Origin of the sequence: Sphingobium sp. RAC03, from assembly GCF_001713415.1 — a bacterium.
Lineage (GTDB): Bacteria > Pseudomonadota > Alphaproteobacteria > Sphingomonadales > Sphingomonadaceae > Sphingobium.
The window spans coordinates 2,063,037-2,081,552 of sequence record NZ_CP016456.1; the positions used below are offsets into that span (position 1 = coordinate 2,063,037).

The 18,516-nt window shown below is 62.0% G+C and carries 14 protein-coding genes; 6 read left to right on the plus strand and 8 right to left on the minus strand.

Features of this window, described 5'->3' with window-relative positions:
- Positions 1-319: 319 nt before the first annotated feature.
- Positions 320-1,948 carry a hypothetical protein gene (locus BSY17_RS14555; RefSeq protein ID WP_171899250.1) on the plus strand — a complete coding sequence of 543 codons (1,629 nt, stop codon included), beginning with the start codon at positions 320-322 and terminating at the stop codon, positions 1,946-1,948.
- 199 nt (positions 1,949-2,147) lie between these two features.
- Here BSY17_RS14555 and BSY17_RS14560 read toward each other — a convergent pair whose 3' ends face one another.
- Positions 2,148-3,287: an acyl-CoA dehydrogenase family protein gene (locus BSY17_RS14560; protein WP_052027539.1), complete on the minus strand. Its 1,140-nt coding sequence runs from the start codon at positions 3,285-3,287 to the stop codon at positions 2,148-2,150.
- A gap of 203 nt (positions 3,288-3,490) precedes the next feature.
- Between BSY17_RS14560 and BSY17_RS14565 the strand changes: the two genes are divergently transcribed.
- Positions 3,491-4,723: a LysR family transcriptional regulator gene (locus BSY17_RS14565; protein ID WP_069066034.1), complete on the plus strand. Its 1,233-nt coding sequence runs from the start codon at positions 3,491-3,493 to the stop codon at positions 4,721-4,723.
- Positions 4,724-4,725: 2 nt separating this feature from the next.
- Here BSY17_RS14565 and BSY17_RS14570 read toward each other — a convergent pair whose 3' ends face one another.
- The 6 genes from BSY17_RS14570 to BSY17_RS14595 all read right to left on the minus strand — a co-directional run bounded on the left by BSY17_RS14570 (position 4,726) and on the right by BSY17_RS14595 (position 11,904).
- Positions 4,726-4,944, minus strand: coding sequence for a hypothetical protein (locus BSY17_RS14570; protein ID WP_062732878.1), 219 nt, complete (start codon positions 4,942-4,944; stop codon positions 4,726-4,728).
- A 10-nt stretch (positions 4,945-4,954) separates the two neighbouring features.
- Positions 4,955-6,442, minus strand: a complete 1,488-nt coding sequence (locus BSY17_RS14575; protein ID WP_069066035.1) for an aldehyde dehydrogenase family protein — start codon at positions 6,440-6,442, stop codon at positions 4,955-4,957.
- An 11-nt stretch (positions 6,443-6,453) separates the two neighbouring features.
- Positions 6,454-8,082 carry a GMC family oxidoreductase gene (locus BSY17_RS14580; RefSeq protein WP_069066036.1) on the minus strand — a complete coding sequence of 543 codons (1,629 nt, stop codon included), beginning with the start codon at positions 8,080-8,082 and terminating at the stop codon, positions 6,454-6,456.
- Positions 8,079-9,455 (minus strand): MFS transporter, encoded by a 1,377-nt coding sequence (locus BSY17_RS14585; RefSeq protein ID WP_237236323.1) that lies wholly within the window; start codon positions 9,453-9,455, stop codon positions 8,079-8,081. The genes BSY17_RS14580 and BSY17_RS14585 overlap by 4 nt, the downstream gene beginning before the upstream one ends.
- 55 nt (positions 9,456-9,510) lie before the next feature.
- Complete coding sequence (locus BSY17_RS14590) at positions 9,511-10,443, minus strand: PDR/VanB family oxidoreductase (protein ID WP_069066037.1); 933 nt, start codon at positions 10,441-10,443, stop codon at positions 9,511-9,513.
- Positions 10,444-10,590: 147 nt separating this feature from the next.
- Entirely contained in the window at positions 10,591-11,904 is a 1,314-nt protein-coding gene (locus tag BSY17_RS14595; RefSeq protein ID WP_037479160.1) for a Rieske 2Fe-2S domain-containing protein, read from the minus strand.
- 220 nt (positions 11,905-12,124) lie between these two features.
- On the opposite strand from BSY17_RS14595, the gene BSY17_RS14600 reads away from it, so the two are divergent.
- The 4 genes from BSY17_RS14600 (at position 12,125) to BSY17_RS14615 (ending at position 17,220) form a co-directional block, all read left to right on the plus strand.
- Complete coding sequence (locus tag BSY17_RS14600; RefSeq protein WP_069066038.1) at positions 12,125-14,377, plus strand: TonB-dependent receptor; 2,253 nt, start codon at positions 12,125-12,127, stop codon at positions 14,375-14,377.
- A 59-nt stretch (positions 14,378-14,436) separates the two neighbouring features.
- Positions 14,437-15,216 carry an SDR family NAD(P)-dependent oxidoreductase gene (locus BSY17_RS14605; protein WP_069066996.1) on the plus strand — a complete coding sequence of 260 codons (780 nt, stop codon included), beginning with the start codon at positions 14,437-14,439 and terminating at the stop codon, positions 15,214-15,216.
- A 145-nt stretch (positions 15,217-15,361) separates the two neighbouring features.
- Positions 15,362-16,405 carry an aromatic ring-hydroxylating dioxygenase subunit alpha gene (locus tag BSY17_RS14610; protein WP_069066039.1) on the plus strand — a complete coding sequence of 348 codons (1,044 nt, stop codon included), beginning with the start codon at positions 15,362-15,364 and terminating at the stop codon, positions 16,403-16,405.
- A 71-nt stretch (positions 16,406-16,476) separates the two neighbouring features.
- A complete protein-coding gene (locus BSY17_RS14615; protein ID WP_069066040.1) occupies positions 16,477-17,220 on the plus strand; it encodes a MerR family transcriptional regulator in 744 nt (247 codons plus the stop codon).
- Here the strand turns inward: BSY17_RS14615 and BSY17_RS14620 are convergent.
- The gene (locus BSY17_RS14620; RefSeq protein ID WP_069066041.1) at positions 17,195-18,298 is read right to left on the minus strand and encodes an NAD(P)-dependent alcohol dehydrogenase; all 1,104 of its coding nucleotides are present in this window, start codon (positions 18,296-18,298) and stop codon (positions 17,195-17,197) included. The genes BSY17_RS14615 and BSY17_RS14620 overlap by 26 nt on opposite strands.
- Positions 18,299-18,516: the final 218 nt, after the last annotated feature.

Sequence of the window (18,516 nt, forward strand, 5' to 3'; positions counted from 1 at the left end):
GTGAGGACGGAGCGGGGTGGGGACGAACGGTGGGAAAGAGCCGGGGAAAATTATGGCATTGGGCGATGGTGTAGGACAGGGGGATTTTGGCCGATTTGAGCCGGTCCGCTTCTGCGGTGAACGCCGCCGTTCGAATTGCATCGGCACCCGACCAAAACCGCTCGCGGAGAGTGACTGATCCGGCTGTTGGCTCTTCGAGTTCAAAATCCGTCAAATGGCTTGGCAAAACCAGCCGGATTCAGTCATAAATGCACTGACAGCATTTAACCAATATTCTGATTGATCATTTACATATTTCGGAGGCTTTGTGACAGATCGAGTGAAAGAAAAATACTCAGTCAGCCTCTACGATATTCTTGATCATTGCTCAAATGACGAACTCGCTCCAATCGTAGATTCTCTGGTCGGTTCACCATTCAGCTATCTCAAGCATGCGCGCGCTTATCTGCGTTTTCAGCCTGACCACGGCGCTTATCGAGACCAAATTGCCGAGGAGATATATCGCCTCGGACTTTTCCTAACAGAGAGCTTTTCAGCCCAGGCAGGTAGCATGGCAGGTGAAAAGCACAGCTATGACGATCTTATTGCTACGGTCTGCAAAAAGATCGCCATCCCCATCGCTGGCGTCGATGTCGTTCAGCATGAGGCTATGCTCATTAACATGTTCACCAAGCAACATCTTTTGACGGCAGACCCCGAACGTCGCGCTGCGCTGGTCAAGGAGGCTGCAGGTGCGGCGGGGAAGGCTGCGGCGAGCATATTGACCACCGACGCCTGGTTGCCATTTGTCTCGACATTGGTGGAAATTGCCTACTTGCGGGGGGTCATGGTTGCAGACGGGCGATTGCTTGGCCACGATAGCCATACTCTAGTGATGCGCCCTGAGCCGAAAACCGCGGTAAGCGTCGTTGGCGATGATGGGCGGCATGCTTTTGCCCTAGCGGCGATCCCGGAGGAGAAAACGCAGGATTGGTCGTTCATGGTTCCTGACGGCCGTACAAGAAGCCAGTTAGCACCACTGCTGACAGCACTGCAGCCCTTTTTCAGCGCGGAGCAGATGCTCTCAGGGAAGAATATTTACAGTGCAGAAGCCGCGCTTTCTTGGAGTGATAAAGTGGGCGGCTATGTCGGAGTAGCTAAGGGCCACAAAGGTATGGTGGACCTTCACCAGGTAACCGCTATCGGCATTTCTGGTCCAGCCATTTTCCTTACAGCTGCCACTGCCATTGCCCAGCAACAGCAGATGCAGCGCATTGAGGAGGCACTTGACGAGATCAAGGCGATGCTCGCAGACATCTCACGCTTCCAGCAGGACGAGCGCCGTTCGACGCTGACCGGGTCCATTCGCTATTTCAAACAGGTCGCGCGGGCAGTTCTCTCTGGCGAACTAGCGCCCGAAGTGCTGCACACAATCGAACATCATGAGGCTGAACTCAACAAAGTCTATGACCACCTCGCCAAGGATCTGCACGTCGCGACTGAAGCACTCCGCGCGGTGAAAAAGGATACCTTTGGTTCGAGTAAATACGTTAAAGCGCTTCAGGATGGCCAGACAACTGTTATGGGTTGCTATGACGACATCCTGCTCTGTTTGCGTGCGCGCGCTTGTGGTTTCCAACTGATGTCTGCTTACCCAGGACGCGAAGCCGGCAAACAAGCGCGATACGAGGCTATCGCCGAGGATTTACGTCCGTTTTTACCCACGGGTGAGGCCACAATCGCGATTGATCGCATCCTGCGCGAGAAACTTCAGGTAGTATCATCATATGAGAGCAAAGCATCTTTGCTTGCCCGTGAAAACGCTCTGCTCGACAACCTCATCGTGGCCGATCGCGCCATTACGGCAGCGATTGCACCTGCATTTTTGCTGTCGAACCATGCGGACGATTGTCTCGTGCTGGATTTTCAAGTCGAGGCTGGCGAAATTGTTGGTATACGCGTCGGTTAGTTGCTCTTACGGCTAATTTATTGGGGTTTGAAAGCCGCTTCTTGGCGAAGAAACGCAAATGGCAGTTTTTGTCTCGAACTCCGGTTATAACTTTAATGTCTGATTTCTGACGCTGGGACATCGCAGTCGAACGGCGATAATTGGCGCGGACTAGGCATTCGGCGGGAGCGGCACCTACCCCTCCCGCCCGCACATCATCTTACCGTAACAATTCCCGCGCGATCGTATTCTTCTGAATCTCCGAAGACCCCTCGTAGATCCGCGTGATGCGAATGTCGCGATAGAGCCGCTCGATCGCGAAGCCGCGGCAATAGCCGGAGCCACCGAAAATCTGGACCGCTGTGTCGACCGTGCGGCTGCCCGCTTCGGTGCAGAACAGCTTGGCCATGGAGGCGAGTTCGCGTTTCTTTTCGCCCTGGTCGTAGCGCCAGCAGGCGTCGAGCAGGATCAGGCGTGCAGCGCGCATGTCCGTCGCCATGGTGGCGATATAGTGGCGGATCGCCTGAAAATCGGAGATGACGCCGCCAAAGGCGGGGCGCTGTTTCGATTCCTCGATCGCCAGTTCCAGCGCATATTCGCCCATGCCGACGGCGGTCGCGCCGACATTCATGCGGCCCTCGTTCAGGCCTTCGAGCGCATAGTGGAAGCCGCGCCCTTCTTCGCCGAGCAGGGCGTCGGCGGGCAATTGGCATTCGTCGAAGGTCAGTTCATAGACGCCCGGCGTTGCGGTGCCCATCAGTTCGATCGTGCCAGTGACGGCAAAGCCGGGCGTGTCGGCGGGCATTAGGAAGGCGGAAATGCCGCCGCGTGGCCCGGCGGCCTTGTCGGTATAGGCATAGACGATCACATATTTGGCGTTCTTGCCGTTGGAAATATAGGTTTTGGAGCCGTTGATGACCCAGCCGTCGGCATTGCGGGTGGCGGTGGTGCGCATCGAGCCCGGATCGGAGCCGCTATTGGGTTCGGTGAGGGCAAAGGCGATCGGGATTTCGCCTGACACCATGCCAGGGATCAACTGCTGCTTTTGCGCTTCCGAGGCATGATAGACGATGTTGCGCGCGCCCGGACCCATGAGCGGGCGCAATTCGGTCCAGAATTGGGGGGGAAGGCGGGCGAGTTCTATCTGCACTGCCGCCTGCGCGAGTGCGCCGAGGCCCAGGCCGCCATATTCTTCCGGCAGCGACAGGCCGAAATAGCCATTATCGACCAGCGTTTGCCGCACGATCGGCGGCACTTTGCCGGTGGCCTGAAATTCCGTTTCATAAGGCAGCAGGTCGCGCACGATGGCGCGGGTGACGTCGCAAAATTCCTTGATGTCGTCGGGCAGTTCAAAGTCCATGGGTGCCTCCTTTTTATCCGAATCCGTCGGGCGGCCGTGCGCGCCTCTCGCTAATGGTCCTACCATTACGGTAATGGTCAGTCCATTAGAATTTCGGCTGATTTGGGCAAGGGGCCGCTGTCCTTTGGGGCAGTTGTCCGGTAAGGCCGCGGTCGCCCGATGACGCCACAGCGCGCGGGCGCAGGGTAACAAGAGTAAGCGGCATGGCGACCGATCCATTCGACCTCAATTTGCGCCACCTGCGCGCGCTGCTGGCGATCCGCGAACATGGCAGCATCACCGCCGCCGCCGATGTGGTCAGCCTGTCGCAACCGGCGCTGACGCAGGGGCTGGCCAAGCTGGAGCGGCAGTTCGGCTACACCTTTTTTGAGCGTCGGTCGGGCGGGATGGTGCCAACGCCCATGGGCGAGATCGTGATCGAGCGGGCGCGCGCGGCGCTCGATCATCTGTCGCAGGCGGCCAAGGGCTTGTCGGGCGTGTTCCATTATCCTGAGCGGCTAATGACGATGACGCAGTTGCGCGCCTTTCTGGCGTTGGCGGAGGCAGGGAGTTTCGCGGCGGCGGCGCATGGTAGCACTCTGTCGCAGACGGCGGTGCATCGCGCGGTCGGCGACCTGGAGCAGATGATCGGCGGGAAGCTGGTCGAACGGCGGGGGCGGGCGGTGTGGCTCAATCCGGCGGGGAAAAGGCTGGCGCGCGGGACAAGGCTGGCGGTGGCGGAGATCGTCGCGGCGCTGGCGGACATCGGGCGCGATAGCGGGAGCGGGAGCGAGCTGATCGCGTTCGGGGCGCTTCCATTGGCGCGGCCTTATCTGGTCCCCGCCGCCATGGCGCGGATGGCGCGGAGCGATCCGCGCGCGGCGTTCAAGGTGCTGGAGGGAAGCTGGCGCGAGCTGGTGGAGCCGCTGCGCGACGGAGTGATCGACATGGTGGTCGGCGCGTTGCGGCCGTTCGAGATTGCTGATCTTTATCAGTTGCCCTTGTCGGAGGATCGACTGGTGATTGCGGCGGGGAGCCAGCATCCGCTGGCCAAGGTGGACAAGCCGACGATGGAGCAACTGGCCAGCTATCCCTGGATCGTCGCGCCTGCCAATTCGCCGTTGCGCGAACAGTGGGAAAAGCTGTTCGGGGAAGGCAAGGTGCCAGCGACGCCGGTCGAGTGCGGGTCGGTGATGATCATCGGGCGGTTGCTGACGGAGGGGGATTTCCTGACGCTGCTGTCGCCCGATCAGGTGGCGCTCCAGATCCGCAGCGGGCTGCTGACGCAGGTCGGGCCGCCGCTGGAAGGCAGCAAGCGCGTGGTGGGGATCACGACGCGGCGCAGTTGGCGCCCCACAGCGACCCAGCGCCGCTTTCTCGACATGCTGAGCGAGGCGGCCAAGGGCGAGCGCGTGGCAGGCGCGCCGCCGGACTTGCGGGAATCGGGCTGGGTGTGAGGCTATCGCGGGTTGTTGGCCTCAAGCGCGGCGATGCGGCCCTTCAGACGATCAGCGAGCGAAGGGCGGATCGGCTGTCCGGCGAGCAATTTGCGCCATGTATTGTAACTGATGCCGAAGCGGGCGTTAAGCGCTTCGTCGGTGCGGCCAGTCACCAGCCTTTGCATCTGGAGGATCATCTCCTCCTCCAGATGCACGCCATTGCTGTTGTCCTGCTGCACGATGCGCGCCTCAGTCCAGGTTGATCCAGACCGCCTTCGTTTCCAGATAATCCTCGATATGGTGCGCGCCGGACTCGCGGCCGAAGCCGCTCATGCGATAGCCGCCGAAGGGGACGGCGGGGTCGAGCATCTGGTAGCAATTGACCCAGACGGACCCGGCGCGGATGCCGCGCGCCATGCGGTGCGCGGTGGCCAAGTCGCGGGTCCATACGCCGCCTCCCAGGCCAAATTCGGTGGCGTTGGCGCGGGTTAGAACCTCCTCTACGTGCTCGAATGTGAAGGCGGAGAGCACCGGGCCGAAAATCTCTTCCCGCGCGATCGTCATGTCGTCGGCGACATGGGTGAAGATGGTGGGTTCGATGAAATAGCCTGCATCATAGCCCGCGCCGCTCATGCGATTGCCGCCGGTCAGCGGGCGGGCGCCTTGCGTGTTGGCGCTGGCGATGAAGCCGAGGATCTTGTCCATTTGGGGCAGGGAAACGACCGGCCCCATCTGGGTGGTCGGGTCCAGGGGGTCGCCGACCTTGATCGTCTTCGTGAAGGCGGCCAGGCGCTCCATGAATTCGTCGTGGATTGTGCTTTGCACGAACAGGCGCGTGCCCGCGCTGCAAATCTGCCCGGCATTGGCGAACACGGCCATGGCGGCGGCAGGGACGGCCTTGTCGAGATCAGCGTCGGCAAAGACGATATTGGGCGACTTGCCGCCCAGTTCCACCGTTACGCGCTTCATCGTTCCGGCGGCGGCGTGCAGGATTTTTTCACCGACGCCGGTGGAGCCAGTGAAGGCGATCTTGTCGACGTCCGGGTGGCTGGAGAGCGCCGCGCCTGCATCGCCAAGGCCCGTGACGATGTTGATGACGCCGTCCGGTACGCCCGCTTCCAGGCATAGTTCGCCAAAGCGCAGCGCGGAAAGGGGCGTCTGTTCAGCGGGCTTCATGACGAGGGTGCAGCCGGTAGCGAGTACCGGCCCCGCCTTCCACACCGACATGCCGATCGGGCCGTTCCATGGGTTGATTGCTGCGACCACGCCGATCGGTTCCTTGAGCGTCTGGGAGAGGACGTCGCCCATCGCGCTATTGTCGATCGTGTCGCCCGCGATCAGCGTTGCCTGCCCCGCATAATAGCGCAGCAATGCGCCTGCGCGGGCTTTGCCCATGATCGTGCGGCTATAGGGTGCGCCAAGGTCCAGCGTGTCGAGCATCGCCAGTTCCTCGAAATGCTGCTCCACCAGATCGGCGAGGCGCAGCATGATGCGCTGGCGCTCCACCGGCTTCATGCGCCGCCATGGTCCCTCGAACGCGGCGCGGGCCGATTTGACCGCGCGGTCGACATCCTCCGCCCCGCCCTGCGCAACGGTAGCCAACAGATCGCCGGTGGCGGGGTTGCGGGTCTCGAAACGCTGCCCCGACAAAGCGGGGACGCGCTGGCCGCCGATCAGCATGTCCTGATGCGGGGTGTCGAGCAAGGCGGGGCGCGGGGGGATGATGAGTTGGGTCATGGGAGCTTCTTTCAGGCGGCGATGTTGGATGTGACGGCGTCTTGCAGGATGAACTGTGCCGCGCGCTGGGCGATCATCATGGTGGGGGCGGAGGTGTTGCCGCTGATGATGTCGGGCATGACCGATGCATCGACGACGCGCAGGCCGGATACGCCGCGCACGCGCAGGCGATTGTCCACGACGGCCATCGGGTCGCTGTCCGGCCCCATCTTGCAGGTGCCGGTCGGATGATAGGCAGTGTTGACGATCTTGCGCAGGGCGGCGCCGATCTCGGCGTCGCTTTGATGCTGCGCGCCCGGTTCGATTTCTGCGCCGGTCATGGCGGCGAGCGCGGGCTGGGCGAAGATATGGCGGCAGGCGCGAAACCCGGCGATCAGCGTCTGCATGTCATAGGGATCGGCAAAGAAATTGGGATCAATGACCGGCTTGTCCTCCGGCCGGTTGCTGGCCAAGCGGACCGACCCGCTGCTTTTGGGACGCAGCAACTGAATGAGCCCCATATAGCCGTGGCGGCGGGGGACCGAACGGGCGTCGAGCTTCAGCCCGGCGAGGAAGGTGATCTGGATGTCCGGGCGACCCGTTCCGTCGGTGCAAAGGAAACCGCCGGCCTCCGCGACATTGGACGCCAGCATCCCTTCGCGTTTCAGCAGATATTTGAACGGGCTGGCCAGGATGCGAGGCAGAACCTTGGCCGATACGGCATAGGATTCCGCCGACGGGTTCTCCATCGCGACATGGACGGTGGGATGGTCCTGCAAATGCGCGCCGACGCCGGGCAAATGGTGGACAAGGTCGATGCCCATCTCGCGCAGATGATCCTGCGGCCCGATGCCCGACAGCATCAGCAGTTGCGGCGAATTGGTCGCACCCGCGCACAGGATGATCTCCCGCCGCGCCGCGATGGTGCTGCGCGCGCCGTTCGTCTCTATTTCCAGCCCCACCGCGCGACCCCGGTCGAACAGGATGCGGCGGACCATGGTGTCCGCCATGACGGTCAGGTTGGCGCGATCCAGTGCGGGGTGGAGGAAGGCGCGGGCGCTCGACAGGCGGGTGCCGTTGCGTTGGTTGAGGTCGTAACGGCCAAAGCCGTCCTGCCGATCGCTGGCAAAATCATCATTGCGGCGATGCCCGGCTTGTTCTGCCGCGTCGACGATTGCGGCGCTGACGGGGTTCCAGCTTTTGGGCTTCTGCACGTCCAGTTCGCCGCCCTTGCCGTGCCAGGGCGTATCGGGACCGGCGTAATTTTCGACCGCCTTGAACGCGGGCAGGACATCGTCATAGGCCCAGCCATCATTGCCCGCATCGGCCCAGGCGTCATAGTCCGCCCGTTGCCCGCGAATGTAGACGCCACCGTTGATGGCGCTGCATCCCCCGAACAGCTTGCCGCGCGGAAAGTTGATCGTACGGTCGTTGACGGCGGCGTTGCCGGTCAGCGCCTGTTTCCAGTTATATTTTGCGTGCGGCAGCAGGAAGATATTGCCGACCGGCATCGCGGTCTTGAGGTTCACCGGCCATTGTTTGTCGGATGGCCCGGCTTCGATCAGAGCGACGCGGTTGGCCGGGTCGGCGGACAGGCGATTGGCCATCAGGCTGCCCGCCGAGCCGGAGCCGATCACGATATAGTCGAAGCTGTCGCTCATATCTGTGCATCCTTGCGGCCGATGGCGGGCACATGGCCCCGCACGGCGATGAAGCCCAAGGCGTTGACCAGCATCAAGGCGGCGAGCGCGCCGAAGAAGCCGAGATTGCCCCAGTCGATGAGGAACGAGCCCGCCACCGCGCTGACGATCGCGCCGACCCGGCCCGCCGCGCCCATCAGGCCCAGGCCACGGGCGCGCAGGCCGGTGGGGAAAGCGTGTGCGCCCACCGCGAACATGGCCGACTGGGCTGCACTGGCGAACAGGCCGAGCGCGCCGAGGCAGGCAAGGACAGCGCCTTCGTTCCGCGCGCCGCTGATGGGGAGCAGGGCGAGCGTGGCGCAGACGGCCGCCCCGACGATCGCCATCAGGATCAGCACCGGGCGCGATCCGAAGCGGATGATGGCCAGCGACGCGATCATCGCGCCGATGGTGCCGCCGATGTTGAAACTGGTAAGGCCAAGGCTGGCGGTCTGGAGGCCGAAGCCCGCGCTGGTGAGCATGGTCGGCGCCCAGTTGAACATGAGATAGATCATGAACATGCCGGAGAACATCGCCACCGACAGCGCCAGCGTATCGCGCAACAGGGCCGTGCCGAACAGGTTGCGCATCGGTTCGTAGCGGGGTGCTTCCCCGGCGGCGAGCGGGATGTGGGCGACAGAGGCGGGATCAGGGTGCCCGATGCGGCGCAAGATGCGGTCGAGTTCAGCGGCGCGATCGGGCCGTTCCGCCAGATAGCGCGGGGATTCGGGCAGGATGAAACAGAGCCATGCGACGAAGATCATCGTCACGCTGCCGCCGAGATAGAAGAGCCAGCGCCAACCAAGGCCCGGCAGGATCAGCGCGGCCGCGACCCCGCCCAATATTCCGCCGATCGACACGCACACCACGCCGAAGGTGACGGCGACGCTGCGCCAGCGGACGGGGGTGAATTCGGCGATCATGGCGCTGGCGGTGCCGGGGACGCCGCCAAGGCCCACGCCCGCCAGCGTCTTGAGCGCAGCGACTTGCCACAATGCCGTGGAAAAGCCGGTAAGCAGGGTCGCAACGCCGAAGATGGCGACGCCGATGATGAGCGCGCCGCGCCGTCCGAAACGGTCGCCGACCCAGCCCGACGTCAGCGTGCCGATGGCCATGCCGACAAAGCCCAGCGCAAACACGGACCCCAATGCCGTGCGGTCGATGCCCCATTCCTGGAGCAAGGAGGGCGCGGCTAGGCCAAGCATCTGATTGTCGAGGCCGTCGAGAATGACGGTCGCGGCGATCATCAGCACGGACCAGATCTGGTAGGACGACATGGGTATGTCATCCAGCATCCCTTTACTGCTGCCTTTCATTGAGACGACCGCCAACACCTTCTCCTTACCCTGGGCCATGTGTGGCCGTTCTATTCATTTATCGACAGGCAATTGAAAAACCGGAATATCGCAATCAGATGTCGAGGACGAGGTTGGCACTTTTCGACCCCGAACAGCAGACCATGATCGACCTGTTGGCGGCTTTGTCGTCATCCGACAGGAAATGGTCGCGATGGTCGGGAATGCCGTCCAGCACCTTGACCTCGCAGGTGCCGCAAATTCCTTCCGAACAAGCAAAGCCGACATTGACACCGGCGCTGAGCAGCGCGTCGAGCATCGTTTCGCCTTCTTCCACCGCGATGGTCTTGCCGCTCCTGGCCAGTTCCAGCGTGTAGCCGCCCTCGGTCGCCATTTCGGTTTCGGCCGAGAAATATTCGATATGGGCGTGGCCCTTGGGCCGGTCGCAATTGATCGCCACGAAAGCATCGAGCATCCCGCCCGGACCGCAGCAATAGAGATGCGCGTCGGCAGGCGCAGCCGCGCAGATGGCCTTGAGGTCCAGGCGGCGGCCGCCGGGAATGCCGTCATAGGCGATTTCCACCTGGTCATAATCAGACAGGCGATCGACATAGGCGGCGCGCTCAGGCGAGGCGGCGACATAATGGAGTTCCCAGCTACGCCCAAGTTTTTCGAGACGCGCGATCATGGGGAGCATCGGCGTGATGCCGATCCCGCCACCGATCATCACGGTGTGGCTGGCATCCTCCACCATCGGAAAATTGTTTTTCGGTTCCGAGATGTCGAGGATCTGGCCGACCTGCCATTTTTCATGGATGTGGCGCGATCCGCCGCGACCGTCGATCGCATGATGGACGGCGATTTCATAATAGCCGCGAATGGCGGGATCATTGACCAACGAATAGCTGCGCGCCAAGCCGGGGGAAAGCTGCACGTCGATATGTGCGCCGGGATCGAAGGGCGGCATCAGCCCGCCATCGACCGGTTCGAGGATGTAGCTGTTGATGCCTTCGGCTTCCCAGCGGATATTCTTCAATCGTGCGCGCATCACCCTCTCCGTCCGGTACGATGCGTCTCTTGGCAGGGCCGGGGCGCCATGGATCGGCGAACCGGACAAACCGCAATGCGTGTCGTCACCTCTGTCATCCTTGTCTGAGGCACCGGGGCATGGATCGCCCCGGCCCTTATATATGTGTCACTCAGCCGCTTCGACCTTGTCGGGCCAGCGTACCGCCTTGGCCAGTGCCGATTCATAGGCGTTGGCGAGCGTGTCGCTGGGGTCGTGCAGGAAGGAGCCTGCGCGCGCGCGATAGAAGATGCTGGGGTCTTCGATGCCCGGCGGCAGCGTCCCCTTGTTGGCGAGCGCGCGGGCGGCCAGCAGCACGCGGCGGCGCACGCGGGCGATCATCTGGTCGGTGGGGGCCAGATTTTCAAAGCTGTGGTCGGTGATCGGCCCCATGCTTTCGGTCACCGCCTGATCCTGCATCGTGATGTTGGGGATGCCGGTGAACTGGGTGCCGTTGCGCTGGGATTCACGGTCGATCGCCCAGTCATTCTTCTCGCTATCGGGCGAGCGCCAGCGGCCAAACCAGTCGGTGGTCGTCGGCGCATATTCCAGCGGCGCGAACAAGGGCGTGCCGTCCTTGAGCGTCGACGTATAGGCCGGGTTGCCCGCGTCCACGCCGCAGGTGATATCGAACAGCATCGAATGTTCGTCATCCATCGGCACCCAGGCGCGGGCAATGGCGCGGGTGGCGAAGCGATTGTTGGGCGTCTGCGTCCAGAAGGGGAACATATAGTGGGCGACGCGCCAGCTCATCTGGCCATCATCATTCGGGCGATAGCCCCCATACATGACGCCCCAGTCGGCCTGCGCGACTTCATAATCGGGCGCGCGGTTGAGGACGGTCGGGCGCATCGGATGATCCTCATCCAGATCGTCTGCCTCAATCGAGCCGACATGCAGGAAGCCGACATGGCTGGTGTCGATGTCACCCTCCAGCGCCTGAAGCCAGTTGCAGTCGCGCTGCAGGCACCAGATTTCGGCGTCCGGGTGCATCGTCGCTTCGATTTCCGGCAAGGGCGGCGGGGCGGACTGGTTTTCGCCCATATAGACCCAGATCAGGCCGTTGGCTTCGTGCGTCTTATACGCTTTGGCATGGACCTTGTCCTTGAAGTCCATGCGGGCGGGGACGGACGGCATGTCGACGCACTTGCCGTCGACGTCGAACTTCCAGCCATGATAAACGCAGCGTATGCCGTTTTCTTCGTTGCGGCCGATGAACAGCGACGCGCAGCGATGTGGGCAGCGATGGTCCATGATGCCTACGCGGCCTGAGCTGTCGCGAAAGGCGATCAGCTTTTCGCACAGGATCATCAGGCGCAATGGATCGCCATCGGCGGCAACTTCGGACGACAGGCAGGCGGGCAGCCAATATTGGCGCATCATCGTGCCCATGACCGTGCCCGGTCCTACCCTGGTCATGTCGGCGCTATCTGTGGACTGCATGAGTTTTTCAGCCTCTTCCTTGCTTTTCATTGGCAGCGCCGCGTGAATCGAAGCCAGCGCCATTCCCTGATCCCTGACTAGAGCCACTCCACGCCCCGCCCCAATCGGAATGTGGTCGGACCATTCAATAACCGGGACGATACTATTGCACCTCTTTTGTTTTTGCTGCTTCACGGTTGGCAGACGGCATCAAGCCGTGTTGTCAAGGGAGAGTCCGGGAATGCCTTTCAGCTTCAAAACATCCTGCGCCATGGGCGCGATCATCGCTGCCATGACGAGCGTTTCGGCCTTTGCGCAGGCCGATCAGCCAGTGCCGCAGGACGCCGCGCCCCAGCAGGCGATCTTCCCCGAAGACATCGTCGTCACCGCCGAACGGCGCGAATCGACGGTGCGCGAAGTGCCTTTTTCCATTGCGGCGTTCGGCGGCGAATTGCTGCGCGAGGCGCAGGTCTACAGCCCCGCCGCGCTGACGCAGCAGATGCCGGGCATCACCATCAACACCGCCGACAAGTCGCTGTCGATCGTCGCAATCCGTGGCAATGTGTCGACATTCCGCACCGCCACGCTGGACACGCCGGTCGCCTATTTCATGGACGACGTCTATTATGTGTTCAACAATGACCTGAACGCCAATTTCTACGACACCAACCGCGTCGAAGTGCTGCGCGGCCCCCAGGGGACATTGTTCGGACGTAATGTGGTGGGCGGCGCGATTGCGGTGGTCACCAACAATCCTGAATTCAACGATGATTATTTCGCCCAGATCAGCGGCGGCAATGGCGGCTTCGTGCGGACCGAAGGGATGTTGAACGGCGCGCTGGTCGAGGACAAGATCGCGGGCCGCTTCGCGTTCAGCACTGAACATAGCGATGGTCTGATCGACACGCCCAATCAGCCGGGGCGTTATGGCAAATATGACAGCTATTCGGCGCGCGGTAAGCTGCTGTTCCAGCCGACCGATACGCTGCAGGTCGTCTTGTCGGGCGATTATAGCTATACCAAAGGCAATGGCGGCGCGATCCAGCTCGGCATTGGCGGTAATCAGGTCATACCCGATACGTTTGGTGCCTATACCGACGACGAATGGACCAATAACGACTTCGTATCGTCACCCTATCGCCAGCGGTTGCGCGGGGGCTATCTGCGCGGCGACCTCGACCTGCTCGGCGGTACGCTGACGTCGATCACCGGCTATCGCATGAACGACAGCCGCGCGATCAACGACGACGTGCCGGTGGGGACGGTCGTGCCGGTGTTCGACCGCCGCCAGGTGGTCAAGAACCGCAGCTTTACGCAGGAAGTGCGCTTCGCATCGGCACCGGGCCGTTTCTCTTATGTCGTGGGTGCCTATTTCCTGTCGGCCGATGTTTCGACGACGAACATCTTCTTCTACAGCCCGCTGCCCGGATCGGCCGTGCCCGGCAGCATCCGCCGCAATCCCGACGTCACCAACATCACGCGCGTTCAGGACGGCAATGTCCGCAGCCTGGCCGTGTTCGGCGAAGCGACATTCGAAATCACCGACAATCTGGCTGTGGTCGCGGGCGGTCGCTATACGTCGGATCGCAAGAAGATCGATTATCGTGCGTTTTCGACCACGGATGCAGGGGCCATTCCCGGTTTCGGTTTTCCTGGTGAAGTGCGCGCATCGGGCGGCCGCACCTGGGATGCCTTCACGCCGCGCTTCACGATCAAGTTCGAGCCGACCGAACAGATCAACATGTATGCGACCTATGCCAAGGGCTTCAAATCGGGCGGCTTCGTCGACAATGCCTATCGCGACCCGACCATCCCGCTGGAGCCGGAAAATGCCGAAAATTATGAAATCGGTGCGAAGTCCCGCCTGTTCGACAATAAACTGGATCTGAACGTCGCGCTGTTCCACCAGACGACCAAGAATCTCCAGAATTTCTCTGGCGCGGGCGGTATTGCCCATACCTATAATGGCACGCTCAAGATGAAGGGCATGGAGGTCGAATCCGTCATTCGCCCGGTCGAAGACCTGCGTCTGACCGCCAATTATACGCATCTGGTGGGCAGATATACCGACCTGCGCGATCCGCTGGTGAACCTCGATTATTCGGGCAATCCGGCCAAGTTCGCGCCGCGTGACAGCTTCACCGTCGGCGCGGCCTATACCGGGCGGCTGGGCAATGGCGCGACGTTGACGCCGCAGGCGGATTTCAACTTCTCCACCCGCATTTCGACCGACGACGCCAATACGCTGCGGCTCTATGACAATCTGCATCGCGACACACGGGGGCGGACACTCAATGCCCGCCTGAATTATGAAACAGCCGATGGCCGTTTCCAGATCGGCCTGTGGGGCAAGAACCTGACCAACAATTATCAGATCGTGAATGCGGACGACATCACCGCCTTCCTGGCCGTACCGGGCAATGGCACGACTTATTGGAAGATCTTTACCAACACGCCGCGGACCTATGGCCTGACGCTGTCGATCCGCCGCTGACGAACGGCATGGGCGGGGAGGGTGCGGCCTTCCCCGCCATTTCACTGCAGGACGATATCATGAGCGATCATTTCACGCTGCCTGCCAATGGCAGCTTTTCCTTTGCAGGCCGCACCGCGCTGGTGACCGGCGGCGGCCGTGGTGTGGGCGAGGCGGTGGCGCGCGAAATCCATGCCGGGGGCGGTCGCGTGGCCGTCAGCGATGTGGACAGCGCTGTGGCGCAGGCGGTCGCGGCCTCGCTCGATCCGTCGGGCGAGACGGCGATCGCCTTGACGCTGGACGTGCGGGAGAAGGCGCATTTCCTCGTTGCGCGGGATCAGATGGCGGGCCTGTGGGGCAAGGTCGACATCGTGGTGAACAATGCCGGCTTCGCCAAGCGCACGCCGACGCAGGACATCAGCCCCGAAGAGTTCGACGCGATCGTGCAGATCAACATGCGCAGCGTATTCCTGAGCTGCCAGATATTTTCCGACCATATGCGCGAGAATGGCTATGGCCGGATCGTCAATATCACGTCGCTCGCCGGGCAGAATGGCGGGACGGTGGCCTCCCCCCATTATGCCGCGTCCAAGGCCGGGGCGATCATGCTGACCAAATATTTCGCCCGCTATCTGGCCGGGACCGGCGTGACCGTGAACGCCATCGCGCCGGGACCGATCGACACGGCCAAGGCGCGACTGTCGGCGGAACAGATCGCACAGGTCGAGGGCGAGGTGCCGGTCGGCCGCTTCATGGAGGTGGGCGAGATCGCGGCGGCAGCGGCGCTGCTGGCTTCGGATCGCGGTGGGTTCTTCGTGGGGGCCACGCTGGACATGAATGGGGGGCTATATTTGCGGTGATCCCGCTTTACCGTCTTTGTTTCCCGCTTTTCTTATGGCGTTATGGGATTGCGATTGGCGGTTCTGCGCGGGCTATCCATAATCACCACCAACAATAGGGTAGCGCCGGAGCCGTGAACGGCCCGGCCGGATAATGGAGAGCAGCATGTTCATTTACAACGCATGGTATGTGGCCGCTTTCGCCGCCGATATCGAAGCGGGCAAGACGCTTGGGCGCAAATATCTGAACAAGGCGGTCGTGCTGTTCCGCACCGAAAGCGGCGAGATCGCCGCGCTGGAGGACCGGTGCAGCCATCGGGCGATGCCGCTGTCTTCGGGCCATGTCGATGGCGACGTCATCCGCTGCTGCTATCATGGCGTGGAATTTGACGGCAAAGGCACCTGCACCCGCATCCCCAACCAGGCGCGCATTCCCGCCGCCGCCAATGTCCGCCATTATCCGGTGGTGGAAAAGGATCATCTGATCTGGATCTGGATGGGCGAACCGGCGCTGGCCGATCCGTCGATCATCGTCGACAGCCCGGAACATGATGATCCGGCCTGGACGTGGCGGCCCTATAATTTCCCGGTGAAGGCCAATTGGCAGCTGATCATCGACAATATCATGGACCTGACCCATGTGCCTTATATCCATGCGCGCACGATCGGCGGGAACCCGGAGCAGCATTATAATGCCGATACCAAGGTCGAGTTCGACGGTCGCAAGGTGACGTTGCTGCGCAAGATGCCCAATTCGATCCCGCCCAAATCCTATATCGATGCTGGTGGGTTCAAAGGCCGGGTCGATCGCTGGCAGGAAGTGCGGTTCGAGCCGGGCATCGGCATGACGTGCCGCGTCAACGCGGGGGGCTGTGATGCTGGCACCGGTGCCTATGAAGGCAAACGCGACAATGGCTTCATGCTGGCCAACAACCATTTCATCACGCCGGAAACGGAAACGACCAGCCATTATCTGTGGACTATCTGCACCACCGCGCCAAAGGAAAGCGGTGTGCCGGACGTGCTGTTCGACCAGTTTTTCGATACCATCACCGAGGACGAGGAAACGCTTGAAGCGCAGCAACGCCGGATCGACGACGAGCCGGAGCGGGCGTTCGTGGGCATCGCCAGCGACGGCGCGGTCAACCAGGCGCGGCGATTGCTCAGCGCGATGCAGGAAGCGGAGGATGGCGGCAAGGTCGCTGCCTGAACCGCCGGGCCTTACGTATATAAGTAACATAGCGGCTTGCCCTGTCCGGTGCGCCATGCTGTAGCGCCATCATGAAGATGCGCGAACTGGAGGATCGGACGGGGGTTCATCGGGAGACGATCCGCGTCTATCTGCGCGAAGGATTGATCCCGGAGCCAGAGCGGCCGCGCAAGACGGTTGCCGACTATGGGGAGGAGCATGTCCAGGCGATCCTGTCCGTGCGTCGGCTCCAGCGTGAGAATCGGCTGACACTGGCTCAGATCAAGGCGATCATCGGCGGCGAAGGTACCGAGGGACGGGTTGAGGCCAGCGCGTTCGACCAGTTGGAGCAACTGGTCGCGCATCGCGTCGGCGTGGACGGGCCGCCGGTGACGATCGCGTCGCTGCTGGAACGCTATCCGCATGCGGCGGAGGATGCCCGCACGCTGGCGAAGATCGGCATATTGGATATCATCGAAACGGACCAGGGCGAGGCGCTGAGCATCACCTGCGCGCAGTTGGTGCGTATCTGGGGCGACATGCGCAAGGCCGGGTTCGATCAACGGCTGGATTATAGGCCCGACATTCTGGGCTTCTACACAGAGGCGGCGGATTTCGTCGGACGCTGGGAAGCGTCAACCTTCATGGAACGGGTCGACGGACATATCGATGTGGCGGAGGCGGCCACCATGGTCGAACATGCGCTCCCGCTCATGCTGGATTTCTTCGGCCTTATGCGGCAGCGCGCTTTCTTCCGTTATGTCGAGGCGATCCGCGCCGGCAAGGAAACGGATCGCCCGGCGGGCAAGGTCATGCCATCGTCAGCACAGCCTTGACGCAGCGGCCATCATGCTGGTCCTTGATCGCTTGGTTGATGTCTTCCAGCCTATAGGTCGTTATCAGCTTCTCGAACGGAAACAGCCCTTTTGCATGGAGCGCGATCAGTTCGGGCAGGAACGTTTGCGGGTCGGCATTGCCTTCGGTCACGCCACAGATCGAGATGCCAAGCGACAGGAGGGTCAGGATGTTGAGGCTGATAGCCGCATCCAGCGCCCTGGGCACGCCGACGATGGCAAGACGCCCAAGAGGGGCAAGAGAGGCCACGCCGGCGTGGATCGCCGGGACCGCGCCCGACGTGTCCAGAACGCAATCGACGCCTTGGGGCAACAGCTTGCGCAACTGTTCGGCGGTGTCGCCCGCGGTCACGTCGATGACATGGGTCGCGCCCAGGTCGAGCGCCATGGCGCGGCGTGTTTCCAGAGGATCGGCGACGATGATCTGCCCCGCGCCCGAAGCCTTCGCCGCCATGACGGCGCTCAGACCGACGGGGCCGCCACCAGTGATGAGGATGGTCTCGCCAGCCTGGAGTTTGAGCGCTTTCATCACTGCACCCGCCCCGGTCATGATACCGCAGCCCAGCGGGCCAAGCAGTTCGAGCGGTGCTTCGGCCGGTACCTTCACCAGATTATGGGCGGCCGCGATGGCGTGGCTGGCAAAGGAGGATTGGCCGAAGAAGTGACTGCTGACCGGCGCTACGCCGTCATGCAGGCAGGTCGAGCCGTCCGCCCGGCAGCCACCGAAGTTGAGTGCGGAAAAATCGCGGCAATAGGCTGGCTGCCCCGCAACACATTGGGGGCATTGGCGGCAGGCGGCAAAGCCCATCACGACGCGATCACCCGGCACGAATGTGGTGACATCCGCGCCGACTGCCGCGACGATGCCTGCACCTTCATGGCCCAGCACAGCGGGCAGGGGCGTCGGCAGCAACTGATCGCGCACGACGATATCGGTATGGCACAGGCCCGTCGCGACGATCCGCACCAGCACTTCGTCGGCGCGCATATCGGACAGGGTGAGCTGCTCTAGCGTAAAGTCACCACCCGCTATCCGGGCGACAGCTGCCTTCACTTCCATGGGTCTTCTCCTATTCAATCTTTGGGTTCGTCATTCAGTTTCGGGGATGGGAACGGATGATTTGCGCCGTAAAGCCGCGTATTTTCTGCGATTCCCGTCCCTGAAAGGCTGAATGGTCCGACCTCTTTTTACGATTGACGAATCCGCTTGTCCATAGTTACGTAATGACAATACGTAATACGTAAGTGTCCTTAGGACAGCGTGTAGGAGAGGGTAGT